General features: G+C 56.6%; 22 protein-coding genes. 16 read left to right on the forward strand and 6 right to left on the reverse strand.

The features are described 5' to 3' along the window. Positions 1-98 precede the first annotated feature (98 nt). Positions 99-461 (forward strand): hypothetical protein, encoded by a 363-nt coding sequence (locus N645_RS0103695; RefSeq protein ID WP_024460164.1) that lies wholly within the window; start codon positions 99-101, stop codon positions 459-461. Next, positions 448-1,002, forward strand: a complete 555-nt coding sequence (locus N645_RS0103700; protein ID WP_024460165.1) for a hypothetical protein — start codon at positions 448-450, stop codon at positions 1,000-1,002. The genes N645_RS0103695 and N645_RS0103700 overlap by 14 nt, the downstream gene beginning before the upstream one ends. Before the next feature lie 28 nt (positions 1,003-1,030). Here the strand turns inward: N645_RS0103700 and N645_RS0103705 are convergent, their stop codons facing one another. After that, on the reverse strand, positions 1,031-4,105 hold the full coding sequence (locus N645_RS0103705; RefSeq protein WP_024460166.1) for a glycoside hydrolase family 15 protein: 3,075 nt from the start codon (positions 4,103-4,105) through the stop codon (positions 1,031-1,033). A gap of 185 nt (positions 4,106-4,290) precedes the next feature. Here N645_RS0103705 and N645_RS0103710 point away from each other — a divergent pair, with 185 nt between their 5' ends. From N645_RS0103710 to N645_RS0103730, 5 genes are all read left to right on the forward strand, one after another. Next, a complete protein-coding gene (locus N645_RS0103710; RefSeq protein ID WP_024460167.1) occupies positions 4,291-5,970 on the forward strand; it encodes a VRR-NUC domain-containing protein in 1,680 nt (559 codons plus the stop codon). Beyond that, positions 5,963-8,239, forward strand: a complete 2,277-nt coding sequence (locus tag N645_RS0103715) for an ATP-dependent DNA helicase (RefSeq protein WP_024460168.1) — start codon at positions 5,963-5,965, stop codon at positions 8,237-8,239. Before N645_RS0103710 ends, N645_RS0103715 begins: the two co-directional genes overlap by 8 nt. Before the next feature lie 202 nt (positions 8,240-8,441). Next, a complete protein-coding gene (locus N645_RS0103720) occupies positions 8,442-9,029 on the forward strand; it encodes a hypothetical protein (RefSeq protein ID WP_152521613.1) in 588 nt (195 codons plus the stop codon). Next, entirely contained in the window at positions 9,029-10,138 is a 1,110-nt protein-coding gene (locus tag N645_RS0103725; protein WP_024460170.1) for a rhomboid family intramembrane serine protease, read from the forward strand. The genes N645_RS0103720 and N645_RS0103725 overlap by 1 nt, the downstream gene beginning before the upstream one ends. Positions 10,139-10,328: 190 nt before the next feature. Further along, on the forward strand, positions 10,329-11,642 hold the full coding sequence (locus tag N645_RS0103730; protein ID WP_193744946.1) for a GGDEF domain-containing protein: 1,314 nt from the start codon (positions 10,329-10,331) through the stop codon (positions 11,640-11,642). A 19-nt stretch (positions 11,643-11,661) separates the two neighbouring features. Here N645_RS0103730 and N645_RS0103735 read toward each other — a convergent pair whose 3' ends face one another. Beyond that, a complete protein-coding gene (locus N645_RS0103735) occupies positions 11,662-14,484 on the reverse strand; it encodes an insulinase family protein (protein WP_024460172.1) in 2,823 nt (940 codons plus the stop codon). A gap of 220 nt (positions 14,485-14,704) precedes the next feature. Between N645_RS0103735 and N645_RS0103740 the strand changes: the two genes are divergently transcribed. From N645_RS0103740 to N645_RS0103765, 6 genes are all read left to right on the forward strand, one after another. Continuing rightward, positions 14,705-15,469, forward strand: coding sequence for an SDR family oxidoreductase (locus N645_RS0103740; protein WP_024460173.1), 765 nt, complete (start codon positions 14,705-14,707; stop codon positions 15,467-15,469). Then, positions 15,462-15,911 (forward strand): YchJ family protein, encoded by a 450-nt coding sequence (locus N645_RS0103745; protein WP_152521614.1) that lies wholly within the window; start codon positions 15,462-15,464, stop codon positions 15,909-15,911. Before N645_RS0103740 ends, N645_RS0103745 begins: the two co-directional genes overlap by 8 nt. A gap of 80 nt (positions 15,912-15,991) precedes the next feature. Further along, positions 15,992-17,089, forward strand: coding sequence for an ImmA/IrrE family metallo-endopeptidase (locus N645_RS0103750; RefSeq protein WP_024460175.1), 1,098 nt, complete (start codon positions 15,992-15,994; stop codon positions 17,087-17,089). Beyond that, positions 17,070-17,582 (forward strand): PIN domain-containing protein, encoded by a 513-nt coding sequence (locus N645_RS0103755; protein WP_024460176.1) that lies wholly within the window; start codon positions 17,070-17,072, stop codon positions 17,580-17,582. The genes N645_RS0103750 and N645_RS0103755 overlap by 20 nt, the downstream gene beginning before the upstream one ends. Before the next feature lie 93 nt (positions 17,583-17,675). Continuing rightward, positions 17,676-18,440, forward strand: a complete 765-nt coding sequence (locus tag N645_RS17375) for a trypsin-like serine protease (RefSeq protein WP_255327667.1) — start codon at positions 17,676-17,678, stop codon at positions 18,438-18,440. Positions 18,441-18,582: 142 nt separating this feature from the next. Then, positions 18,583-18,906, forward strand: a complete 324-nt coding sequence (locus tag N645_RS0103765; protein WP_024460178.1) for a hypothetical protein — start codon at positions 18,583-18,585, stop codon at positions 18,904-18,906. Positions 18,907-18,990: 84 nt separating this feature from the next. Here the strand turns inward: N645_RS0103765 and N645_RS0103770 are convergent, their stop codons facing one another. Both N645_RS0103770 and N645_RS0103775 read right to left on the reverse strand, forming a co-directional pair. Next, on the reverse strand, positions 18,991-19,887 hold the full coding sequence (locus N645_RS0103770; RefSeq protein WP_024460179.1) for a dienelactone hydrolase family protein: 897 nt from the start codon (positions 19,885-19,887) through the stop codon (positions 18,991-18,993). Positions 19,888-19,927: 40 nt separating this feature from the next. Further along, positions 19,928-21,595, reverse strand: coding sequence for a hypothetical protein (locus N645_RS0103775; protein ID WP_024460180.1), 1,668 nt, complete (start codon positions 21,593-21,595; stop codon positions 19,928-19,930). A gap of 563 nt (positions 21,596-22,158) precedes the next feature. On the opposite strand from N645_RS0103775, the gene N645_RS0103780 reads away from it, so the two are divergent. Next, a complete protein-coding gene (locus N645_RS0103780) occupies positions 22,159-22,752 on the forward strand; it encodes a hypothetical protein (RefSeq protein ID WP_238559193.1) in 594 nt (197 codons plus the stop codon). After that, complete coding sequence (locus tag N645_RS18510) at positions 22,742-22,846, forward strand: SEC-C metal-binding domain-containing protein (RefSeq protein WP_369755125.1); 105 nt, start codon at positions 22,742-22,744, stop codon at positions 22,844-22,846. Before N645_RS0103780 ends, N645_RS18510 begins: the two co-directional genes overlap by 11 nt. A gap of 67 nt (positions 22,847-22,913) precedes the next feature. Here the strand turns inward: N645_RS18510 and vapC are convergent, their stop codons facing one another. Both vapC and vapB read right to left on the reverse strand, forming a co-directional pair. Further along, positions 22,914-23,315, reverse strand: coding sequence for a tRNA(fMet)-specific endonuclease VapC (gene vapC, locus N645_RS0103785; protein ID WP_024460182.1), 402 nt, complete (start codon positions 23,313-23,315; stop codon positions 22,914-22,916). Then, on the reverse strand, positions 23,315-23,545 hold the full coding sequence (vapB, locus tag N645_RS0103790; protein WP_024460183.1) for a type II toxin-antitoxin system VapB family antitoxin: 231 nt from the start codon (positions 23,543-23,545) through the stop codon (positions 23,315-23,317). The genes vapC and vapB overlap by 1 nt, the downstream gene beginning before the upstream one ends. 283 nt (positions 23,546-23,828) lie before the next feature. On the opposite strand from vapB, the gene N645_RS16585 reads away from it, so the two are divergent. After that, the gene (locus N645_RS16585) at positions 23,829-25,286 is read left to right on the forward strand and encodes a right-handed parallel beta-helix repeat-containing protein (RefSeq protein ID WP_081665842.1); all 1,458 of its coding nucleotides are present in this window, start codon (positions 23,829-23,831) and stop codon (positions 25,284-25,286) included. Positions 25,287-25,307 lie beyond the last annotated feature (21 nt).

Here is a 25,307-nt window from a genome sequence, read left to right on the forward strand (position 1 = left end):
TCGGCTTTATGCTAGGGTATGCTTCCTGGTGCGGACATTGTGTCGCCGTTGAGGGCGAGCCGACCGCACCCTGGTACCAGAATTACGGAATACGCAGTATGAACGATCAGTACGACCGCCGGAATGCCGCCTGGCGCGCCGCCCAACAATGGCGAGAAAAGGCCCAGTCCAGCTCTCGGTGGCGAGGGCCCAAGCTATTTCTGGCCTGGGTGGTATTTGGCCTTCTGATGCTTATCGGCCTGGTCATAGCGCTGGTATTTTTGCTGGTGGGCTGGCTGGCCATGCCGCTGCTGCGCCGGCGTTTTCGCAAGCGCACCGAGCAGATGCGTGCCCAGGCTGAGCAGGCCGCCCGCCGCGCTGGCGGCCATGGTCCCGGTTCCGGCAACCGGGGCAATGTGATCGAGGGTGACTATTCCGTTGATAAATCCTCCCCCGAGAGCGACCACAATGATCGCTCATAGCGCCAAGGGGCTGGTCATCGCCCTGGTACTCGGCGTGCTGCCTGGCTGCGCGCTGTTCCAGCCGGATGTGAGCCGCAACGCCTGGCCCGAAGACATTCCACCCCGTTCGGATTTTGAAGCCCTGTATGCGGCGGATGAGCGCAATCAGGCGGTCCAGTCCCAGGAGGAGTATCTGGTCTGGATTACCCGCTTCTATCAAGGCTGGAAGCTCTATCCGCAGGGCTGGAACGACTTGGTGCCGGATATTCTGGCCGAGGTGGACGATCCGGACGAGCGCGCCGAGCTCGAAGCGGAGCTTTACGACGCCGGGCGTTTTATCGCCAGTGAATGGTCGAAGGACGCCGAGACCCGCAAGGTGCGCACCCGGCAATTGTCGATCTGGGGCAACGCCATGCGCGAAGCGGTCACCCGGGGGGAAACCCGGGAAATGATCGAGCAGATCGCCCGCGACGTCGATCGACTCAAGGCGCAACGCCTGACCTATTCGGATATCACCCCGGGGCGCTACTACGCCGAAGATGAAGATGATGTCTTCCGCTAAGGGGTGACTTGGGTGCCACCCTGGCCTGTCAGGCAGGCTGAGTGGCGCTGTCCAGTTCCGCCAGAACCTGATTCACATAGCTCTGCAACACCTCCGGTGACTGCTCCAGCAGATTATCAATATCCCGGGTGCCCGGTTTGGCGTGATCCTTCTCCGCAACGTACTGCCGTGCCGCCGCTTCCAGCACCTGGCTGAACACGACCGGCTGCTCGAAATAGGCCTCGGGATTCGCCTCGCAGTAGTGAGTGAAGGCCGACAGCGCTTCCACCACCGCCGTTTTGTAGTAGGCCGGATGCAACTGCTGGGTCAGGCGGTCAATCAACTGGGCAAAACTTTCCTCGCCCGAGGTCATGGAACTGCGCACCAGCTCGCACTCCAGCGTTGACTCCTCACTGTCCCGGTCGCCGAACTCCAGGGTGACGGCGTGGGCCAGACTCTGCCAGATGGCCTTGAGAAAATCATTGTCCAGCCGTGTCACCAGCCCGCGCGCCAGACGCCACTCAAACCAGTCCGCATCCAGCGCATGGAACTGTTCGGCGGCGCTGCGCGGCAGGGCACCGGGTTCGGGTTTGCTCAACTGGACTTCCTCGGTGAAAATCCGCCGCTGGTAGGTCAGTATGTCGATCAGCCGCTGCGTCACGGTCGACGGCGGCAGCACGCCCAACTCATCCAGAGAACAGTAGTCATCGCTGATTCGCCCCTGGCGCAGGCACAGTTGCATGAAGTTGTGCAGATGAATGGAGCGCAGCCCGTCAAACAGCTCCGGACGCGTGCGCACCAGGGTGCCGATCTGGGCGAGCATTTCCTGGGCCAGGGTCCGCTCTACCGGGTCCTTGTAGGTCCGGGATACCCCTTCCATCAGCTCGTCATTGCTCAGGTGGGCGCTGACGATGAATTCGCGTTTTTTGTCTCCCAATACCACCAACAGGTGGCGCATGGCGAGCACGGACAGACTGCCGGCAAGATCGCTATGGAAGCGATTCAGTGCCGCGAAACAGTAGCGGGCCATCAGCCATTGATTCAGCTCGCGAGCGCGCCGGTAGAGCATTTCCAACCATTGCTGCAGGGTCACCGGCTGGCCCTCATGCTGGCCAACCAGGGTGTCCAAATCCCGCTTGTGTAGAAAACCGGCGAGCTGTTTCTGAAGCTCTATTTCCGGCGACTCGGTCAGAGAGTCCCAGATGGCCTGAGCTTCCGGCGCGAGATCGTCCCATTGATTCAGACAGTGCGAGCAATCCCGAGGCGCCAGCGGCTCCAGCTTCACATCGCGAATACTCAACGCATTCACCCGGGAGGCGCGGTAGGCCAGATTGGCCGACGCGTAGCCGACGTGTTCGTGCTCGGTACGCAGCTGGAGGGAGCGAATGGCCTCAAACAGCGACTCGATGTGGGGCATCTGACACAGTTCGTGGGTCATCAACAAGGTGAAGACGGCGACTTCCTGATTGATCCAGTGCTTGCGGATATGCTCGATTTCCTGGGCGAGGCTTTCGCTGAACCACTGAGCATCATACAGGCGGTAATCCTCCTCTTCGCTTTGCAACCAGGAGAGCGTCAGGTAGACCTTGCCGTTGATCTGATAAGTCTGGGAACTGGCCAGGCTCTGCAGGCGTCGGGCCGGACGCCCGGTCAGCTTCAACGCCGAGTTGGCGCCGACCTGCCCATAGGCTTTGACCAGCTCGGGAGCGGGCAGGGCGGTCAGAGGCTGAATCTCCTGAAGCGTCTCGGCGATCACACCGTGCTCAGAGAGAATGTCCTTGGTCACTTCGTTATCGGTCAGCACCACCAAAGCGATGTTCGACTTGATGAACTTGGTGGCCCGCCGACGCAGGAACAGCGGGTCCAGATGATCCGGCTCCAGCAGCCCTTCATGCATGATCAGACCGGTCCAATACAGGCTCTGGGCCCAGACCAGAGGCACATTGTCGTTGGCCACCCGCTCCTGGGAGCCGGGCTGTTTCTTTTCCGCCGCGACCCGGTCGTCCGGCAGATAGTAAAGCTCCGGTAACAGTCCGATGCCGTCCACGTCCACCATCAGGGATTCCAGCCTGTCCCGATAGTGTTGCGCGGTGGATTCATTGCCGTCGAACAGCGCCTGAATGTACAGATAGGTGAAAAACAGCGGCCACTCGGACTCAACGTGCTCAAAGTTCGCCAGCTCCGAGTGCTCATAATACAGGCGGGAGGTTTCTTCCAGCGCGGTCTGGTGACCGTCCCAGATGAATCGTTTACAACCATAATGGCCGCCCAGCTTACCCAGAATTTCATCCCGGGTCCGGGTAACCAGTTTTTCCCGGCTGACGGCAAACGCCGGGAATCCGATAATGCTCAGCAGCGCGCTGTCCACCTCTTTGGAAACCGACTCTCTGGGCAACAGAGACGCCAGCGTGGTGCGCGCCAGGGAAATGGCATCGGCCACCACATGAATGGTGGCCCGTTTGGGCCCCGTGGGACCAAACAGGTTAAACCCGTCCAGCGCCTGGAGCGCGGCCTTGGCCATGCCCACCGAGCTGGCGTTGATCTCGGTTTTGCCATTGTTGATTTTGTTGCCGCGCTCCCAGATGCCGTAATCCGGGGTGCGGTAGGCGCTGGAGATGTAGTACACCAGGTTCTGAACAAAATCCACTTCGCTGAAGGTGGTGACAATCCGCAGGCCCGAGGCGGTCATCTGGGCGAGCATCAGCAGGTACAGGGAGGTGGCATCAATCTGTAAGTGACCCCAGGCGTCATCGGCCACCACCGTCAGGCCACTGGCGGTATCGTATTTGGCGTGCAATGCATCCAACGGATCGAGGGACGACTTGAAGGTTTCGACCTTGTCCGACTGACGCATCATGGATTGCAGTAATCCGCGCATCAGCTTGATGGTCGCCTGTTCGAGCTGGTCGCTGCGATCCCGGTCACCGGCGTGACGCAGGGCCATGCCCAGGGCCCAGACACAGACGACGGAGTAGACATTATCCCGCACCCAGGCGTCGGTGTAGTCTCCGTGATGGTTTACACTGGTGCTGGCCGGCAGCAACCCAGTGACCGGGTGTTGCCGGCTGAGGATGACCGTATCGATATCCTGAAACAGCTGGTTCAATACTGACTTGTTTTTCATAGGGTTGCTTTACACCGCGTTGAGCAGGCAAGGGGAGCATGCTGTCATTATATGAGTAGAACTGAACCGTTGATATGACAATTTTTCATACCCGGGCCTAATTGACACGCACCGGGTAAACACAGCATATTCCGTGCCCAAGCCGCTCCGACCCGATTCGGGGCAGGAGTTTCACTGAGGTATCCGTGACACTGAATTTTACACCCGCACCGCTGGACGATCCGCTCTACTACCTGCGCAACTTCGAGTGGGTACTCGGCTGGGTACGACAGCGCTACGGCGACCTTCTACCCGCGGCCGAGCTCGACTTTATCGATCGGGCGCTCGCCTTGCCCGACGCCAGTCGCGGCCTCTTGGTTCGCATGGTGATGCGCAAGGGGGAGCTGTTCCGCCCGGACACCCTCGAATACCCCGAGCTCGGCCCCTATCCCGGCGCCGCCGTGCCCTTGCAGCAGGCGGGCTGGTTACAGGAAGGTCCCGAAGTGAGCCTGGAGGCCCTGTTTCGACTCTTCACCTGGCCGACGTTGAAAGCCGTTTTATGGGACACGCTGGAGGCCCGACACATTCCTTCGGCGTCCCGTAAAGGAGAAGCCCTGGCCGTACTGCTGGCCGAGCCCGAAGCCGAGGACCTGGCGCCCAAACCGGCATCAAGCTGGGGGTTGCCAGCGCAATCGTTGGTCCGGCTGACGGTCATGCCCCAATGCGATCGACTGCGCTGGCTGTTTTTTGGCAACGGTTGTCAGGACTGGTCCGAGTTTGTCCTGACCGAGCTGGGCCTTTACCAGTACGAACCCGTGACCTTTGATGAGCGCTCCCGTCCGGTGCATAAGCGCACCGAGTTAGAGACCTTCTGGCAACTGCTCGAATGCCGCCAGCAATGGCACGAGGATGAGTCGCCGGAAGCGGTTCTCGAGCAGTTGCCGCCGGAACCAGAGGAGCAACCCTGGCTGGCCCGTCACTATCACCGCCTGTTGTTCAAAATGGCCCGCCACTGGGAGCGCACCGGAGAATTGGAACGGGCCCGGGACAGCTACCAGCGCTCGTCCTATCCCGGTGCCCGCGGTCGACTACTCCGGGTGCTGGAACGCCTGGGGCACCATGAAACCGCCTTCGAGTTGGCCCAGGCGGCACAGCAGGCGCCCGAAAGCGAGGCCGAACGGCAACAACTGGAACGGCTGCTGCCGCGACTGAAACGCACCCTGACCGGAGAGCGTCAGCGCCGGACAGCGCCGCCCGAAGTGCCCGAGCTCCATTTGAGACTGCCCCAAGACCCATCGGTGGAGCGCGCCGTGGCGGCATACCTGACCACCCCGGAAACGCCGGTGTACTACGCCGAAAATACCCTGCTGACCGGCCTGTTCGGCCTGCTGATGTGGGATGCCATCTTCGAGCCCTTACCGGGGGCGTTCTTCCATCCATTTCAGCGGGGACCGGCGGATCTTTACTGGCCGGATTTTGTCGAGCGCCGCGCGGACCGTTTCGACGCCTTGATGGCACAGCTGACCACCGGCGCGTACCGACAGACCATTCTCGACAACTTTGAGCGCAAGGCCGGACGACAGTCCCCCTTTGTCGCCTGGGGCGCCCTCGACCAAGAGCAGCTGACCCAGGCCCTGGAGTGCATTCCCGCCGAACATCTGGCTTTGTGTTTTCAGCGTTTCCTGCAGGACCTCAAAGCCAACTGCGCCGGCCTGCCGGATCTGATCCAGTTCTGGCCCGATGAGCGTCGCTATCACCTGCTTGAAGTCAAAGGCCCCGGGGATCGCCTGCAGGACAATCAGAAGCGTTGGCTGGCGTTTTTCAGGCAACACCAGATCCCCGTGTCCGTCTGTTATGTCCGCTGGAGTGAGTCGGCGGATGACTGATACCACCTATACGGTTTCCGTCCGCGCCCTGTGCGAATTCACCGCCAAACGCGGCGACCTGGATATGCGCTTTACCCCGTCGCCCAGTGCCCGGGAGGGAATGGAAGGTCACCTCTGGGTGACGCGTCGACGCCCGGACCACTACCGGGCGGAGGTGACCCTCAAAGGCAGATACCAGAACCTGACGGTGCGTGGCAGGGCGGACGGCTATGATCCCGAGCAGGGGCGCCTGGAGGAAATCAAAACCTTTCGCGGCAACCTCAATCTGATTCCCGACAATCACCGGGCGCTGCACTGGGCACAAGCCAAGGTCTACGGCGCGCTGTTGTGCGCAGCGGAAGGGCTCGAGTCGGTGGAATTGGCTCTGGTGTATTTCGATATTGTCCGGCAGGAAGAACACCACCTGACCGAACACTGGTCGGCGGAGGATCTGAAAACCGAATTTGAGGCCCAATGCGACGCGTTCATCCTCTGGGCCGAGCAGGAGCTCGCACACCGGGAGCGACGCAACCTGTCCGCCGAGGAACTTCAGTTTCCCTACCACGATTTCAGGTCTGGCCAGCGGCCCCTCGCCGAAGCGGTTTATCAGTCCGCCGCCACCGGTCGCTGCCTGCTGGCGGAGGCGCCGACGGGCACCGGGAAAACCCTGGGGACGCTATTCCCCCTGATCAAAGCGTTGTCGACGCAGTCGTTGGATAAAGTCTTTTTCCTCACGGCGAAAACCCCGGGCCGTCAGTTGGCGCTGGACGCCTTACAGACGCTGGACCTGCCGGAGCTGAGAACGCTCGAACTGGTCGCGCGGGAGAAAACCTGCGAGCACCCGGATAAAGCCTGCCACGGCGACTCCTGCCCACTGGCCAAGGGGTTCTACGATCGTCTGCCCGAAGCGCGGCAGGCCGCCGCCCGGGAGCGCTGCCTGGATCAGGCTCGCGTGCGGGATATTGCCCTTGCCCACGATCTGTGTCCCTATTATTTAAGTCAGGAAATGGCTCGCTGGAGCGATGTCATCATTGGCGACTACAACTATTACTTCGATCAGAGCGCCATGCTTTACGCCCTGACGCAAACCCACCAATGGCGCACCGCACTGCTGGTGGATGAGGCCCACAACCTGATCGAGCGCGCCCGAAGCATGTACTCGGCGGCGCTGGACCAACACCGCTTTCGGCGTACCAAAAAGCAGGCTCCCAAGGCCTTGAAGTCCCGACTGGAGTCGCTCAATCGCAGTTGGAATGAATTCAATCGCGCCTTGCCGGAGGAGCAGGATCTGGTGTTGCAGACGGAACCGCCGGAGCCGCTGATCGGTCAACTGCAATTGACCGCGGCGGCGATAACCGACTATCTGGCCGAGCACCCCTTTGCCCTCGACAGCGAGCTGATGCAATTTTATTTCGACGCGCTGCAGTTTCTGCGCATCGCCGAGCTGTTTGATGAGCGCGACTTTCTGTGTGATATCGAGTGGCGCCCACCGCCGAGCGGGAAGGGTGGCAAGCGCAAGGGCACCGTGATCCAGCTACGCAACCTGATTCCCGCCGCGCAACTGAAACCACGCTTTGAGGGTGCACACAGTGCCACCCTGTTTTCGGCCACCCTCAACCCCGCTGGTTATTACTGCGACCTGCTGGGACTGCCCGACACAGTCGTGGCCATGACCATGCCGTCGCCCTTCAACGCCGAACAGGTCACCGTCCATACGCATCGCAACCTGTCCACGCGCTACCACGATCGCTCCCGTTCCATTGCGCCCATCGCACACCTGATTGCCGAGCAGTACGAGCGACAGCCTGGCAATTACCTGGCTTTTTTCAGTAGCTACGACTATCTGCAACAGGTGCACGAACACCTGCGAGATCATCACCCCGAGGTGCCCACCTGGGCGCAGGAACGAAAGATGAACGAAGGCGCTCGCGCGGACTTTCTTGCCGCGTTCAACGAGCACAGCAGCGGCGTCGGCTTTGCGGTCCTGGGTGGCGCCTTTGGCGAGGGTATTGACCTGCCCGGCAAACGCCTGATCGGCGCCTTTGTCGCGACGCTCGGATTACCCCAAATGAACCCGATCAATAACGAACTGAAACAGCGCTTGGAAGAACAGTTTGGTCAGGGGTACGATTATGCCTACCTCTATCCCGGCCTGCGTAAAGTGGTGCAGGCCGCCGGCCGTGTGATTCGAGGAGAGGATGACACGGGAGTGATACATCTGATCGACGACCGCTTCGCCCAGCCCCGGATTCGCCGCCTCCTACCCGAGTGGTGGGCACTGGAACGCTAAGGGCGAGCTTGTCGGATTACGCCTGCGGCTAATCCGACCTACGAGAAAGATTCCAGTGGCATCCAGTAGGTCGGATTAGCGAAGCGTAATCCGACAACCCCCTCCATTCGTGATCACCATCACACATTAACTCAAACGATTGGCAATATCCGCTCAGTTTGGCACAATTCCCGGCGCCCAAGAATTTCGTAGGAGTACCTTCGTGCCCATAAGGACCGTGTTCCGCCGCCTCGCATCGCGTCTTTCAAACCCGCTAACCCCCGGCGAGCTTCGCCACGGTAGCTTCTGGTTCAGCCAGTTTCTGATGATCGGGGCCACCGTGTTGGGTGTTTACCTCGCCTCATCCGAAGGAATGAAAGTCGCCATTCAATTCAATGAACTGACCCGTCTGGAGCGCAATTACTACCTGCGCCAATCACTTGCCAATGAACTGGAAGCGAATGCCCGTCTTGTGCAGGCGTACGCGGAGAGTCTTAACGACGGAATTCAATCTCATAGTTTCTTTGAACAGAATCCGTTGACGCTTGATCAGTACGTCTGGACCGTTATGGGTGAGTCCGAAACCACGCTTGAAACCCCCAGTATTTACCTCAGTAGCACTCAGCGATTTTATCGGGAAGTGCCGTCGATCTATCACCGCCTGAGCAACCGAATGATCGGTGTTCAATACGGTGCGGAGCAGTTACGCGAAGCTGCACAACCGATTCTTGACGATACCATCCCGGGCCTTCGGGATAGTGCCTCGATCCTGAAACAACACCTTCAACAAGCCGGAATGGACGTCCACTAATGCCCTCTACACTACATCGCTGCCCCAACTGTTTTCAGCAGACCCTATTGGAATCCCGCGTCGGCCGTCAGGCGGTCATGCAATGCGATAACTGCCTCGGTGTCTGGTTTGAAGACGGTGCCTTGAACAAGGCCATCGCCCACAAACACGAGGACATCAGTGTTTACGAGCATGAACAGAATCTCGGAAAGAGAATCGGGGTAGGGGCGCGACTGTGTCGTCGCTGCGATATCAACATGGAACGCTTCCACCTGTTGGAACAGTACGAAGTGGAAGTCGACTGCTGCCCGGACTGTGACGGCGTATGGCTGGACCAGCCGGAAGTCGAGCTGGCCTTGAAATCGCCGCAGCTGAACAGTGCCTTGGCGACCCTGTCGGAGCGACTGACCTGGCGCTCCATGGTGTTTCAGTTTCTCACCGGCATGCCGGTGGAATACAACCTCAAACCTCACCGCACGCCCTGGGTAACCTACGCCATGATGGCGATCTGCATCTTGCTGTTTGTCGCCGGCCAACTGAACGGCCAGTGGGAAAACACGCTTTACCTCTATCTCGGGCTACACTCCGATGCACCCACTCAGTGGCAGCTCGGTCAGTTGCTCTCCCACCAGTTTATGCACGGTAGCTGGTTACACTTGGCGGGCAATATGTATTTCCTCTGGGTGGTGGGCGACAATATCGAGGATGTACTGGGGCACTGGCGCTACCTGGGCGTCTACCTGGGAGCCGGCGTTCTCGCTGCGTTGGCCGAACTGGTCTTTTTCGACAACGCCCAAGGGCCGCTATTGTTGGTAGGGGCCAGTGGTGCCATTGCCGCGCTGTTTGGCCTGTATATGATGTGGTTCAGGCGCGCCGGCCTGACGGTGATGATTCTGGTCCTGCAGTTTAAAGTCGCGCCCCACTGGTATTTTCTGGTATGGAGCTTGACCAATATTGTCGGGATGATCATGGGCGAGAGCAATGTCGCCTACATGGCGCACCTGGGTGGCTTTCTGGCGGGCATTCTGGTGGGGTGGCTGCTGTACCCTTGGGTCCTCCGTAACAATCCGCTGCTGAACTGGCTCAGCCAACCAGAGGTGAAGTTGCGGCGCACAAAATACATCAGCTGACCGTCACCGGGGCACGGGGAGCTCAAACCTTGCATTATGATGATAAATGTGCCATTTTGGCCGCATGATTGCCGGAGTCCGCGACGATCGGCGTTAATCACACCCATTATTAAAATAACGTATGACGCAAGGCACCCACACATCAAAGGGGCTACTCCGCCGGGCTGGCACAGGGTTCGGCGTGGAGATTGTGGTTCTGATATTCGCGCTCATCAGTGTTGGCCTCATGGCCTGGCAGCACTGGGGGATGAATCTGGTCATGCCCATTGCCTCGGAGAACGGTAATCCCGGCTGGGTGGAGGATGATCGCTCCGAGAACGGCAACTCCATCGTTCACTACCAGCAGAATGATGCCTACCACATGCAGTGCGAAATACGCACCGCCATTACCTATCCGTTCTGCAATCTGTTTACCGCCCTAAACCCCAAAGACCAAAGCGTGGATCTTACGCAGTACACCACCTTGCATCTGGATCTGTCACATCAGTCGTCGACCCGCGACAGTCTGCGCATTTACCTCAATCACTTTTTTGCGCCCGACGACCAGGTCTGGTTTCCGTACAAGAGCAATCAGCAGGTGATCAACCCGCGCGAGGGCAGGCACTCTTACACGCTGAAACTGGACGAATTCTACGTTCCCCCCTGGTGGGTGTACGCCAGCGATCTACCCGCTGAACAGACCACACCGCAACTGACCAACGTCCGTCATCTGGTGCTCTCCACGGGTGACAGCTCGATCCCCAGGAAAGTCAGCCTCATCCTCCATCACGCCGAGTTGAGAGGAAAGTGGATTTCCGCCAATGCCCTGTATCGAGGCCTGATCTGGGCCTGGATGCTGCTGGCCTTACTGTACTTTTCCTATCGCGCCGTCCGTTTCAGCCACGAAGCCAAAGCGAAACACGCTGAAACGGAACAGCTCCGGGCGGTCAATCGACTGCTCGACCTGAAAAGCAAACGGTTTGAAGACCTGGCGACCCATGACACCCTGACCGGGCTATACAACCGCGCGGGCCTTCGCCCGCACCTCCAGGAAGCGGTGGCAGACTACAAGAAAAAGCAGCTAACTTTTTCCGTGCTGATGATTGATCTGGACCACTTCAAGGCGATCAATGACAGCTATGGTCACGACGAAGGCGACCGGATTCTGAAAGCCTTCGCTCAACTGATCAGTGAGCGTTGCCGACACAGCGACATTCCCGCCCGGTGGGGAGGGGAAGAGTTTGTGGTGGTCTGCAAAGGCTCATCCGCCAAGGCCGCAAAAGTGCTTGCCGACGATCTGTGCCGAACCGCCCGGGAGGCCGAGCTGGGCAAAGGTTATGTGGTGACCTGTTCCATCGGTGTGTCAGAAGTCAGCGGCACAGGCATCAGCGCATTGTTCAAACGGGCGGATACAGCTCTGTACCAGGCCAAAAATAGCGGGCGGGACCAGGTCGCCGTTGCCTTACGTCTGTTGGCAAACCCTATGAAATTTCGGGAGTCAAATGCAGAAGGGCGAAGGCTATAGCACCTCCGCCCTTCTGCGTTTAGGGGGTTGCGCCCTGTGCTTGCAAGGTGATCCAACCGGATCCATCGCCCAAAATCCAGCGACGGTAATCCTCTTGAACCTTCTCCAGTGAGGTGGACTCAATCAGGTCAGCCATTTCCAGATGAGTATTGAAGTTGCCGTCATTGCGATAGAAATCGTGACGGTAGCGACTGGCTTCGCTGATAAAATCGTTGGGCGGCTGACGGAATTGCTGGAGCAATCCGCTTTTCATCTGCTCAAATTCCGCAGGCTTCACAGCCTGAAGCGTTTCATCAAATTCCCGCATAAAACGCTCTACGCGGTTTTCGATATCGGGAAGGGACCGTTCTGAGCTTTGCACCAATGCGATAAAGGCGGGATAGTTCTGTGCCCAGGTATCACCGGTCTGCACCCAATAGCCCCATTGTTCCTCCGTTCGTAACTGAATGAAAAAGGGCTGATGGCTCAGGATTCCCAACAATTTCAAAGACGCTGATGCAGTGGTTCGCTTGTCTTCCGGCACGCCGGGTATCCAGGCGCGCAGCCAGGCAACATCGGTATGGTCCACGTCGCGATGTATATCAAAGGCGTCTTCCTGGCCAAAATTGATGGTTTCGGTCACGTGAATCGGGCCTGGACGACGATCGGGCCCCAGAGCCGCTTCACTTTGACGAGCCATGGCTTCAACCTGTTCGGGCAGGTAATGGCCGAAAGCATACAACCGAAGCGTACTGGTCTCTTTCACTTGCTGGTAGTAGGCGCGGACGTCCTCAACCGTAATGGACTCGTTTTCGGTCAGGAAGGCGTCAATATCCCAGTCAAACGCCTGCATGGTCCGGCCCAGCCAGCGCATGGTCTGCTGACCGGGGGCGTTTTTAGCTTCACTTCGCAACCACCGCGCCAGGTTATCCCGCTGTTGATCTAACTGGTCTTTGTTGAACTCCATTGTGCTGAAGTTCTCCATAAGCTCCGCTACCAATTCCGGGTGGCCCTTCACCGGCCCGTGAATAGTCAGATTCTGCATATTGCTGTCCGAGCGATCGAAGGCCACATGGATTCCTTCTCGACCGGCCCGGCTGGCGACATGGGAGTTTTGGTGAATCAACAAGCCATTAAGCAGGCAGCCCAGGACGAAGTGTCGGGCATCCGTGACACCCAGATCCGTGTTCCAGACATAGTGCAAATAACCTTGACCGTTTTGATGGTGTGTGGCGTGACGAAACCAGACGTCCAGGGCCGGTTCGTCGACAAGTTGGGTAAACGCCTGAATATCGTGCTCCACCTCATCCTCACTGGCGTCTGCCCACTGGACCAGTGGTGGCAGATTCAAGGCCAGGGTCTCTCCGTGCTGCTGCCAGGTTTTAAGTTGGTTCTCAGTGATGGGGCGAACGGCGTATTGGCCGGACATGTGCGGAATGTCCGTATCGACCGACTCACCTTGGCTGATGTGCCAGACTCTCACGGCTTCTGGGTTGAGTTGATCCAGTACCGCCTGTATCGCATCGGGATTATAGGGGCCAAATTCCGCGTCCAGCGCATTGATGTACTGCGGACTGAAGGTCTGCATACGGATGCTGCTGTGGATCGCATGCCTGAGCGGGGCAGGGGGTTGCTGGGAGGCAAACCGATGGTCAGCCTGTCGCTTGTATTCGTTGTAGTAAGCTTCGGTCACGCCCTCGCGGCGGACCTGCTCAATGTAGGCGAGGGCCGCACCAATAACCTGGTCACGATTGTCCATGCCCGACTTGGTCGTGCTGATGGTCAGACGGAGCAGGCCATCGCCCCCCAAAAAATCGGGTTGCACATCGACGCCCACATCGTTGGCCCAACCCTGGTCCTTCAGAAAGTGACTGAGCGTACCGGGTTCTTCGGAGCTCAGGATGTTTGCCACATAGTGATTGGCTTTGCTACGCCACTGGTCGACGTTGTTTTCGATACCGAACTCCAGATGCAGCTGACGCAATTCCGTTTGGGGCCGGTAGTAAATATGCTGACCACGTTCTGTATCAGTAATACCTGGGACGGCCACCTTGGGGCGCTCCGCATCGCGCCGGGGCAGGTCGCTGAAGTGCTTGCGCACCAGGGCCTCCTGCTCATCGAGATTCTGCTTGCCAATCAGGGTCAAGGTCATCACCGATGGGCCGTAATAGCGCTCAAAGAAATCAACCATTGCCTCGTAAAGGCCGCTATCGCCTCCAGGCAATGTCTCCAGGTTGCCGACGCCCAACTGGTTCAGCGGGTGTTCCGGATTGCCGGTGAGCCCCCTCAGCCGATGCAGTATTCTCGGGTCCTGACTTTTCCCCATAGACCATTCATTGTTGATAGCATGACGCTCCTTCTCGCTGTATTCCCGATCAAAGAGTGGCGCACGGAAATAGTCACTGAAACGATCGAGCGCCCCGTCCAGGTAGTCGTCCGGAATCTGGAAGTAATAGGCCGTGTGATCGGTCGTTACGTGGGCATTGGAGCCACCGCTGTTTTCGCTCAAGTAAGTCTGCAGCGCGTTGGCCTCGGGATACTTCTCAGTGCCGAGAAACAGCATGTGCTCAAGATAATGTGCCAGGCCCTGAAACTCCGCCGGATCCTGATACATGCCCGCGGGAATCGCCAAAGCCGCCGCAGACAACTCGCTTTCCTGCGCCTGAATCAACATGACTTTAAGTCCGTTATCAAGCTCCAGGTAGCGGTATTGCCGTGGATCCTGCTTGCTTTTGATGACCGACAGGGACTCCGGCGCCGGAGGCGTAGAACTGCACGAGGAGATTCCAATCAGAGCAATCAGGCCGAACAGAACAACCGAAATACTCGGGAGAATAGGGTGGTAAGAGGTGAAGCGAGCCATACCAAGTCCTTCTATCGATGAATTGTTATTGTCACGACAGGGTAGAATAAGATGCCATCCCTGCGGCGACCGTAATAGTCACAAGGACACTCTAGCGCAGATAAGAGTGCCTGGCCAATCGACTTATGTATTGGAACACTGGATATTGACCATTTGAATTGATGCTGACACTCTTTCCTGCCTATCCACACAAGTAGTCTGACACCACAAGAGGTACCTTATGGCTGACACCACGCCAGTCGCTGTAATAACCGGCGCAGCCCAAGGAATTGGTCGAGGTATTGCGCAATCCCTACTGGAACGGAACTGGCGTGTCGTGCTTTTCGACATCGACGAGGCCGCCGGACAGCAGTGTCTGGACCAGTTGCCTGAGGGCAGGGCAGCGACGTTTATTGCCGGTGATGTGGCCAACGAGGCCGATGTCCGCCGCTGCATCGAGCATACCCTGGAGTGGGGCGGCCGACTGGACGCGCTGGTCAATAATGCCGGCCTGGCGGATCCGCATTCCGGCCCCCTGGAAACGCTCGCGCTGGAAGACTGGCAGCGTCGGCTCGACGTCAACCTGACTGGCCCTTTTTTGATGGCCAAACACGCCGTTCAGGCCCTGCGGGCCTCTGAAGGGGCCATCATCAACATCGCGTCAACCCGTGCCTGGCAATCAGAGCCACAGTGTGAATCCTACGCGGCGAGCAAAGGCGGTATAGTGGCGTTGACCCACGCCTTGGCCATGAGCCTCGGGCCGCAGGTCAGAGTCAACAGCATCAGCCCCGGCTGGATAGCCGTCCGCGCTCTGCAGGCCGATGCACCAGATGACCTGAAACCTCTCCCGCCCAGCGCCCACACGCAACACCCGGCCGGCCGCGTAGGCAAGGCGGAAGATATCGGCTCGCTGGTAGCTTACCTCGCCTCACCAGAGACGGGCTTCATCACGGGGCAGGATTTTATCGTGGACGGCGGCATGACCCGGAAAATGATCTATGAGTGACCACCCGATTTGCCCCTGTGGCAGGCAAACGGCCTACGAGGAGTGCTGCGGCCAGTACCATAGCGGAGCGCCGGCGCCCACGCCGGAGACGCTGATGCGTTCCCGATTCAGTGCCTTTGTGCAGAATAAAGCCGACTACCTGATGGCCACCTGGCACCCGTCAACACGCCCCGAGCACCTGGACTTGAGCGATAGCCCGGATTGGGTGGGGTTATCGGTGCTGGCCAGCGACACCAACGAAGACCGGGGCCGCGTCCACTTCAGAGCGTACTACCGAGCAGGTGGCCAGTGGCGCTTCCTGGAAGAACACTCCGAATTCGTGCGTGAGTCAGGGCGCTGGTTCTATGTCAGCGGAGAGACCCGTGATGAAAGTTTCAAACCGGGGCGTAATGATGCTTGCCTGTGTGGCAGTGGGCGGAAATTCAAGCGGTGTTGTGGTTAAGTCATACCGGTTGGACAAAGTGCTCACCCTAGGTTTACAATAACAATACAAACAACGATTTTGTAAACCTGGTAGCGATTATGGATTCCCAAGAGCGATTGACCCAGTTCGGACAACGCCTGCTGCGCGCTCGGAAGGCGGCGGGATTGTCCATGAAAGCCTTGGCAGGCCATGTGGGCCTGTCTGCCAATGCCATCAAGAAGTACGAACACGGCGCTAATATGCCCACTTCCGCCAATTTGCTGAAACTGGCTAAGGCGCTGGAAGTCCGCACGGAGTACTTTTTCCGCCCAGTCAATGTCACGCTTGAGCGGGTTGAATACCGCAAGCGTTCCGGCACGTCGCAGGCCTTGCTGAACCAGGTCACTGGGGACGTTATGGACCAAGTAGAGCGCTGGGCCGAGCTGTTGACACTTTACCCGGACTCGGTGAAACCTGTGCCCGCCTTTGCCTTGCCGGAGGCGCTTCCCACCCAGGTCTCGACGGACGCCGACATTGAGGCTCTGGCGGAACAAATGCGCAACGCCTGGGCTCTGGGTATGAACCCTATCCCTGATATGATCGATACTCTCGAAGCACGGGGAATACAGGTAATTACCACCGACGTACCCGCCAATAAAAAAGTGGACGGTTTGGCCGGCAAAGTCGGCGACATGCACGTCGTGGTCATCTCTAGCAACTACCCCGGTGACCGACAGCGATTCACCTTGGCACACGAGCTGGGACACCTGGTGCTCCATGGGCGGCTGTCAGAAAGCCTTGACGAGGAAAAGGCCTGCAATCGCTTTGCCGGCGCCTTTCTATTGCCCGAAGCCGCGTTGCGACAGCAAATAGGCGCGCACCGAAGCGCCATCGAGCCGCGTGAACTGTACATGCTGAAGCACGAATTTGGTGTCAGCATGATGGCGATACTGGTACGGCTGCGCCAGTGCGGTGTGATCTCGGAGGCACTCTACAAACAGACTCTACTTGCTTTTAACGGAGCCGGTTGGCGCACCAAAGAGCCCGGAGATCCTTACCTCCAGGAACAGACTATCATGTTTGAACAGTTGGTTTACCGGGCATTGAGTGAAGGGTATATCGGTGAGTCAAAAGCGGCGGAGCTGCTTGGGCAGTCTCTCAGTCATTTTCATCGGGAACGAAAACTGGGGGGCATGGATGCTATTGCTCATCAGTGATGCCAACATCCTGATCGACATGGAAGAGGGGGAGCTATTGGAGCAGATGTTTCAGCTTCCCTACGAGTTTCATATCCCGGATATACTCTTTTCCGAAGAACTGGAAGATCAGCACCGTCACTTACTGGATAAAGGACTAACACTTGCACAGCTCGACAGCGAAACCATGCTGAACGCCATGGAACTCTCGGCCAATTACGTTAAGACAAGTCGGAACGATTGCTTCGCACTGGCCTTGGCCGCACAGCAGCAATGCCCACTGCTCACCGGTGATCTGGCGCTCAGGCACGCAGCCGAAAATGAGGCCGTGATGGTTCAAGGTACCCTCTGGTTGGTGAAAATGCTGGTGACTCGAAAACTGATCTCTACGGGCGAAGCTCGTGTCGCCTACCGGAAGATGAAAGACGCCCGTCGCCGCCTGCCCTGGGATCTTGCGGAAGCTGCATTAGTCGATCTGGAAGCACAAGAACTAGATAGCTTACGTAGAAAGTAATATTCACATTCTATAATTTACAATAAACCAAATGGTGCCCATATGAACCCACACCGTCGCCTCTTTCGCCTCGGTTCTGCCGCTATAATCGTCATGCTTACTGCTCTCATTGCTCCTATAGCATCAGCTATAGTCATACGCCATGATATTCCTGAAGCTGCGTATTTTGCGCACCAAAGTGAGTATCCGAGCGTCTTCGCTCTTTACCGGACCGACGCAGGGCACAACGACTGTATGGCCACCCTGATCAGCCCCAAATTTGCGGTCACCGCAGCGCACTGTGCCAGGGACGAGTCGCTGCTCAGCGAAAGCGAGCCGGATGGGCCAGGATACGAAGTAACCATTGCTGGATTGCCTGCTCGTATTGACTCAGTACTCCATCATCCAGGCAACGGCACCGACCCTGCGCCCGATATTGCGCTGCTTCGCCTTGCCGAGACGGTCACTCACGTTGTACCTATGCCTCTGTACCGGAGCAAGAATGAAGTGGGCCAGGTGGTTGTGATGCCGGGGTGGGGCGGCACCGGAACTGGCAAGACAGGGCTTGCCTCTGAGGACGGCCTGTTCCGCGTTGCCGAGAATCGCGTTGACCAGGCGGATGACGAATGGTTGTCATGGCGCTTCGACGCACCCGGTGATTCACATGCACTCACACTCGAAGGCATCAGCGGTATGGGTGACAGCGGTGGTCCAGCGTTGATCCGCACGTCTGGCAAATGGCACATTGCGGGCATAGGTTCGGGTCAGGATACCAAGGGCGGCCCAGAGGGCTTGTACGGCGTAGAGGAATACTTTGTCCGGGTTTCGTCGTTTATCGAGTGGATTGAAAAGCACGCCGGAGAAATAAGTGCACGGTAAGGCTAGGGCAAATAGGAGGCGTACAGTTGAATAAATATACCGGGGGCGGCTCACAAACAGAGTATCAGCCTGGCTCTGACGGAATGATCGAGCCCCGCAAAGCAAGTGACTACGTGTTATCCAATACAAAAGCTGAGAACTAATGTCTGAAGATCCCCTGAAAGCGCTGTCCGATATGGCCAGCGATGCCCACGCGCGCATCCAGGCCACCCATGAGCACATCAACCCGGTGGTAGGAGTGCGCCGCAAAATGCGGGACGCCGGCATTCCTGCCGACGTGATGACGATTGACTGCCTGCGGACGCGTCGGCGTATTAATCTGATTTTGCACGATGAGCAGCCGGGCGTCTTACTGTACCAGTTCATCACGATTGAAGACGAAGTGAAGGACGACTTTCAGAGTATCGCGTTTTCGCAGGTCAATACACAGACGCTCTATGAGTGGATGGAGACGTATTTTGCGTGAGGGTCAGACCACCGACTAAGTCGCCGGCCCCCTCGCGCTTCTCAGAGCGGGCATCGGAAACCTCAATGGTGGTGGGACCAAAAGTCACTTTTCCAGGTGTTTCTTAAAGAAGTCGATGGTGCGCGACCAAGCCAACTCCGCAGCCTCTTTGTCATAGCGGGGCGTGGAGTCATTGTGAAACCCATGGTTGGCGCCCTCATAGGTGAAAATCTCGTAGTTGACTCCGTGTTCTTCCAGCGCTTTTTCATACTCCGAATACTGACTGTTAATACGTTGATCCAGCTCTCCCAGATGGATTTGCACAGGGGCCTGAATGTTTTTCACGGTGTCCAGATCGGCGGGCGATCCGTAGTAAGGGACCGCCGCCTGAATCAGGTCGAAATGCTCGGCGGCCAGACGGTTGGTGACGCTACCACCAAAGCAGAAGCCCACTACACCCAGCTTGCCATTGCTGTTTTCCACCGCTCGGGCGTGCTCCGCCGCGGCCACCAAGTCGGCAAACACCTTCTCACCATCCAGCCCCGCCTGTAGCGCACGGCCCTCGTCATCGTTGCCCGGGTACCCACCCACCGGATGAAGCGCATCCGGAGCAAAGGCGATAAACCCTGCCTTGGCCAGTCGTCGTGCCACATCTTTGATGTAGGGATTGAGTCCCCGATTCTCGTGCACCACCAGGACCACAGGAGCGGGCCCTGTGAGTTCACTGGGATACACCAGATACCCTCGGCCCTCACCGTGCCCCTTGGGCGAATTGAAAGTTTGATAGCTCGGCCGGATATCCGGATCATTGAACGAAACCTGCTCCGCCAGCGCATAGTTGGGCAGTAGGGCGCTCATCAGGGTAGTGGCGGTATAGCCGCCCACGGCCACTCCGGTCAGACCGCGCAGAAACTGACGTCGGTTGATCGCGCCGTGAGCGTACTGATCGTAAAGCTCGAACGCCTGGGGAGGGATATCGGTTGTGCGGTTGCGCTGACTCATCGGGACTGCCTTATGATTTGTATGGTTCATTACAAGCCAACTAAGGCCTGCCAATGGTTGTGAGTGGGGACCTGCATACTCTCTGTTCGATATCGCTGCCAGACATGAAGGCTTTATGAACTTTAGCGTAGGGGATAGAAACGGCCATCGGCGTGGGTTCGTTCAACTTTTTTGCTGCAAGGTCGACCAGACAGCCACAGCGACTGGGTAACTCCATAATATCGTACTCCCAGCAAACCTCGCTGTGATGCCGGTATTCACCCGGCCCTTGAGGGGTATCGCTCACCCAGGCCGCCCCTGAAATCTCCGCTGAATATGCCTCTGAGGGCAGTGAGGCATCGTTTGCCACCAGAAAAATGCCCTGGCTCATTTGCCGAGCGGTGGGGCTATCACAACCGACCAATTGGAAGAACCGGTCAAAATCGTCGAGAGCATGGATGTAGGGTTCCACAAATGCGACGGCTACTCCTGAAGCCTGAGCGCCGTTTTTCGCTACGTCCATAAACATTCCCCATAAGTTACCCTGAATCTGTCTTTGAAATCTTGATCGCATGGCGTCTTGAGATGCTGCATACGGCGCCATAAGCCCTGGCTGAAAACGCATAACATCTGTACCCGTCAATCGGGTCATGCGTCGAAAATAAGGCCCACTGGTCTCAAAGTATTCAGTCCTCAACGTATCGGAATTATCGGGTAAAAATTCACCGCAATGAGCTTCGTAGGTGCGCACCCAGGCAGTCAGGACGGCCGCCTGGTCACCTCGGCCACGCTCTAGGGGATAGCCAAAATAAAAATAGATTGATCCTTCAAATCCCGGCTCGGGAACGCGATTGCCATTGAATATAGTCCTCATGACACGAGGTTCCCGAAACTGACTCCAGAACCACAAAGCCCGGTAAACCCGGCCTTCACGCTCTGCTTTGGCAGCAAGATCCGCTTCGATTTCGGCAATTTTCCTGTCACGATTAACTTCTCTCTCGGATGTTCTGTCAGCCTTGCTCATAATGGCCGGCATTGTCGCATCACGCAATATTGATCGATCGTTACGATCCACCTCTACCTGTGATCGGGTAATTTCAGAAAACTGCGGAAACTGAGCTTCAAAGCGTTCGTTCTCACGATCAGTATTCGCCTTCTGAACAGCATTATAATTCGGTAGGGCGGCGGAATAGTACTTCTGTGCGACGGGCCTCAGCCAATCGGGAACCTCATCAGGGGGCAGCAAGCCATCCGGTGGTTTAACATTGCTCGAATCCCTGTCAAGGCGGCTCACGACCCACAGTTCAAACGGATCGGCTCTATTTTCACCGGTCATCGGATCGGTATCTCTCATGGCATTGGTGATTTGCAATCGAGTGGCTGAAACCAGTTCAGAGGCGTCTTTCTCATCAATAATCCTTCTGAGTTCTGACGAGTTCTGCGCGCTGGTTTCCAGGATTACGACATCAGGCCGGTCTCTCAGGTTGCAGTCTGGATTTTCAGGAATTTCCCAATAGAACATTTTTTGTTGTGTCGCTTTACAGGTGTCCAGAAAGTTCTGGGTCGTGTAAAGGTGGGCGATGTCGCAAGAGTAGAGCTCGGTTTCAAAGACCGCTTTGTCGGCGCAGTTGCTTCCGCTGTCCGATGCCCTCTGCGCCAACGTCATAGAAGGCAGCACCAAGAGACCCCACAAGAGTATAGTCACCTGCGTTTTCATTATACTTTCCATGGCTTTTCCTATCGAATGAGGTTAGTCCAGCCAACTCTCCCTTTCTGAGCAGTCCTGAAGCACCCACTGGCTTGGCTAACCTAAAGACGTCATTCCTGAAGTCGTCAGAATAACTTGTACGGTCTCTCTGATCATAATCCATTGTCCCGAATGCAAGTTAGAAGCCAGGATAAATTTTCCGATTGAATACAATACTCTTCCAGAATAAATGTTCTTTCATAGCGCACATATGTAAACAATATCGACATTAAAAATTTCCTTAACTCAGGTTCTGCTGTCTGCTGTGCTATGAGAACATTGCGTATTCATCCCTCGACTCACCTAGAAAGACGGTAAGCGTTTAATACGAGGCAGACTGCCCTTGACGTTTATTCAGACGAGCCGGGCACACCCGGCCCATCATCTCCCTCAAGATAGCCGAGATGAGAGGCGCACCAAACGCGGATACGATGGTCCGCTGGCTAACAGAGGCGAAGGCAGCCTCCCCCCAGATCGACCGGAAGAAGTGGGGCGTGATCATAGAACCACCCACATTTGTCGACTTTAACCGAAGCTGTGAGCGCTTGAGCAAGACCAGTACTCCGTTTGTAGACGGGGAATTTCCGATCGTCTTCAACAGCCATACGCCTCGGGTAATCGGCGATATGTGCGCTGAAGAGCCGGAAATACGGTTTGACGTCAGTCGGTACTCTCTGATGGGTGTCAATATCGAGCTGGGAGACTTCTACAAACCGGAGTATTCATCGGACCGCCCGTTTCCCTACGCCGAACTGGAGAGTGAAGCGGACCAAAACCGGAAACTTCCCGCCTTCATCCTTGCCTTGATGGGGGTCAGGATGGCGCAATGCGATAACCTCCCCGCGTCGATGACGCTTGTGGCGGAATCGGAGGACACATCTGTCATGACGGCCTCATTATTGTTTCTCGATCATGGGATACAAATACTGACCCGAGACGACGCGACAGCTGAACGCATTGTGGCGGCACGGACGCGGGCGAAAGAACAGCTCGCCGCGCGGCTCGATCGAAGTTCGAACTGGGAGGAGCGTGCGGCCATCGGAGCGGCCATCGTCATTACCGGAGTTGCGGTGATAACAATGAATCGATGCAACGACCGGGGTAATTTCGGCAATACGACGCTGCCGGATTGCGAGTAAGCTTCAGCAGAGCCGGGCCGAAAACTTCAAGCCGGGGCGCAACGACAGCTGCCCGCGCGGCAGCGGCCGCAAGTTGAAGAGGTGTTGTGGCTGACAGAGGCAAAGGGTAGGGAGGCCGTTAATCAAAGATGTGACTTATGACATCCATCTGCTGAGCTAAACTAGCTGGCCCAGTTTTCAAGGCGAAGCCCCGGAACGCGTGCAAACTCTTTTTCGTTGTTACTTACCAGAATCAGTCCTCTGGATCGGGCATGACCCGCGATCATCTGGTCGTAGGGGCCAATCGGGGTACCCGTTTTGGCCAGCTGCGCTCGAATCTCGCCAGAGTGCGCCGCCGCTTCACTATCGTAGTCGAGCACGTCAAGGCGGGCGGCAAAGCCTTCGACGTCTCTCAGGTTTCTGTCAGGCGAGGCCGATTTTTCAGCGCCGTATATCAGCTCCATCAGCGTGACCGTGGAAATGCACATTTGTCCATAGTGAGCCAAAAATGTTTGCTTTACGGCATCAGGGCGGTTTTTTATCGTGTAAATGACGATGTTGGTATCCAGCATATACTTCAGCATCAGAAAGACTCCCGCTCCTGGTCTTTGGGCTGATCCCGGTCGGCCATGAAATCGTCACTTACGCCTTTCTCTGCAAACCAGCTATCCCATAGCTCGCCCGAAGGGGCAATGATTCGGGTACGACCCACAACCGCGATGTCTACCTGTTTTACGGACTCAGGCAGGGCCACGGCCTTCGGTAGCCTGAGAGCCTGGCTTTTGTTGCTTTTGAATATCGTTGATCGCTCCATAGCATTACCTCACGTTCGTTTGCGCGTAAGGCTATGGTAGGGAGCCAAGCAGGGATATGTCAATGGGATATACAAGTTCGCCAAACCCTATTTAACATAATATACATTATGCGAAGTCATGGCTTTGGGAGACATTTGACAGATTTTGCATTATCCACCATATTGGTAAGGCCACCTTCCCACCTTACCGTGAAGATGGTCGCTGTTCGGAGGAGTTTTCAAGGACGCCTTTCATGGTTTATAGCCATTACATTCAAATAATATAGACACGAGAACAGAGACTATGTCAGACATACAATCACAACTCCATTCCAAGAACCGTTTTTTCCATCCGGTATTCGTTATTGCCTGGTTATGCCTGGCACCGACGGCGTGGTCAAGCACCCTGTTGGTGGATTCCGCTTCTGAGATCCAGAATGCACTCCAGAACGCGTCGCCGGGCGATGAGATCGTCATAGCACCAGGTACATACGAAGGCAACACCTCCACCAGTGGTTATTCCGGGGCTCACTTCTTCGCCGATGCCAGCGGAACCGCTAGCAGTCGAATTGTCGTGCGAAGCGAAGATCCGGATAATCCCGCCGTACTCGAAGGCAGTTCCCTGTCCTCAAAAATCGTTCTCCACATCAAGGGCGACTACTGGGATTTCAAGAATCTCGCGGTGACTCATGCTCAGAAAGGTATCATTCTGGATGGCGCGAATTACAACCTTCTGGAGAGTGTTGAGGTGTTCGATACCCGGGACGAAGGCGTTCACTTTCGCGATGCCAGCTCGAATAATGTGATTCAGAACTCCTATATCCATGATACAGGCGCGCCCGGTCGCGAGGGTTATGGCGAGGGCATTTACGTTGGCACCGCATCCAGCCAGTGGGATAAATATGACGAAAACTGTCACGATAACGTCATCAGAAGCAACCGCATCGGCCCGGGTGTTGGTGGAGAACACATTGACATCAAGGAAGGAACCCTGCGAACCATTGTCGAATACAATACCTTTAATGGCACAGGCATTTCGGGAGAACATTATGCCGACAGCTTTATTGACGTAAAAGGCAATGACGCGATCATTCGATACAATACCGGCTATCGAAACGGGAATTCAGAGATAAATGATGCGTTCGATGTGTTCAGCATTGTTTCAGGCTGGGGCATCAACAACCAATTTTTCCAAAATATTGTTGATCTGGATGGTACGTCCGGTTATGTGGTAAATGTCAATTCCGGATCGGCCCAGGTAGCGGAAAATTACCGTGATGACGCCGGCACTAACCTCTACAGTGGGAACTACAGCAGCTACACGATTCCGGACCTTTATCTTAAGCCCAAAAGCGCCCAGTCCTACTGTGTCACCCCACAGAATGGTGATTTTTCGCAGAACAATACCATGGTCATCTATCAATGCGGCGCTTCGGATGACTTCAAGTGGCACCTGGTGAACGCCAAAGACGGTCACGTGAAAATAACCAATGCCGGTAACCCCACAAAGAATATCAAAGTCTATCAGGGGATACTCCAGAACAACGAAGACGCGGTTATTTATGAAGATCAGGATTATCACAGCCAAATCTGGGAACCGGTCTACGTTGATGCCTGGCAGGAGCACGTCGCCTTTCGTAACCGAAGTGACAGCAGCTTTTATCTGAAGGTCTACAACGGCGTGTTTTCCAACGATCAGAAACTCGTCATTTATGAATGGAATGACTGGGGATCACAGAAGTTCATAATGGATGAATACTGACGCGTATCAGTTTCTATCGTA

This window comes from Marinimicrobium sp. LS-A18 (genome assembly GCF_000463525.1).
GTDB classification, from domain to species: domain Bacteria; phylum Pseudomonadota; class Gammaproteobacteria; order Pseudomonadales; family Cellvibrionaceae; genus Marinimicrobium; species Marinimicrobium koreense.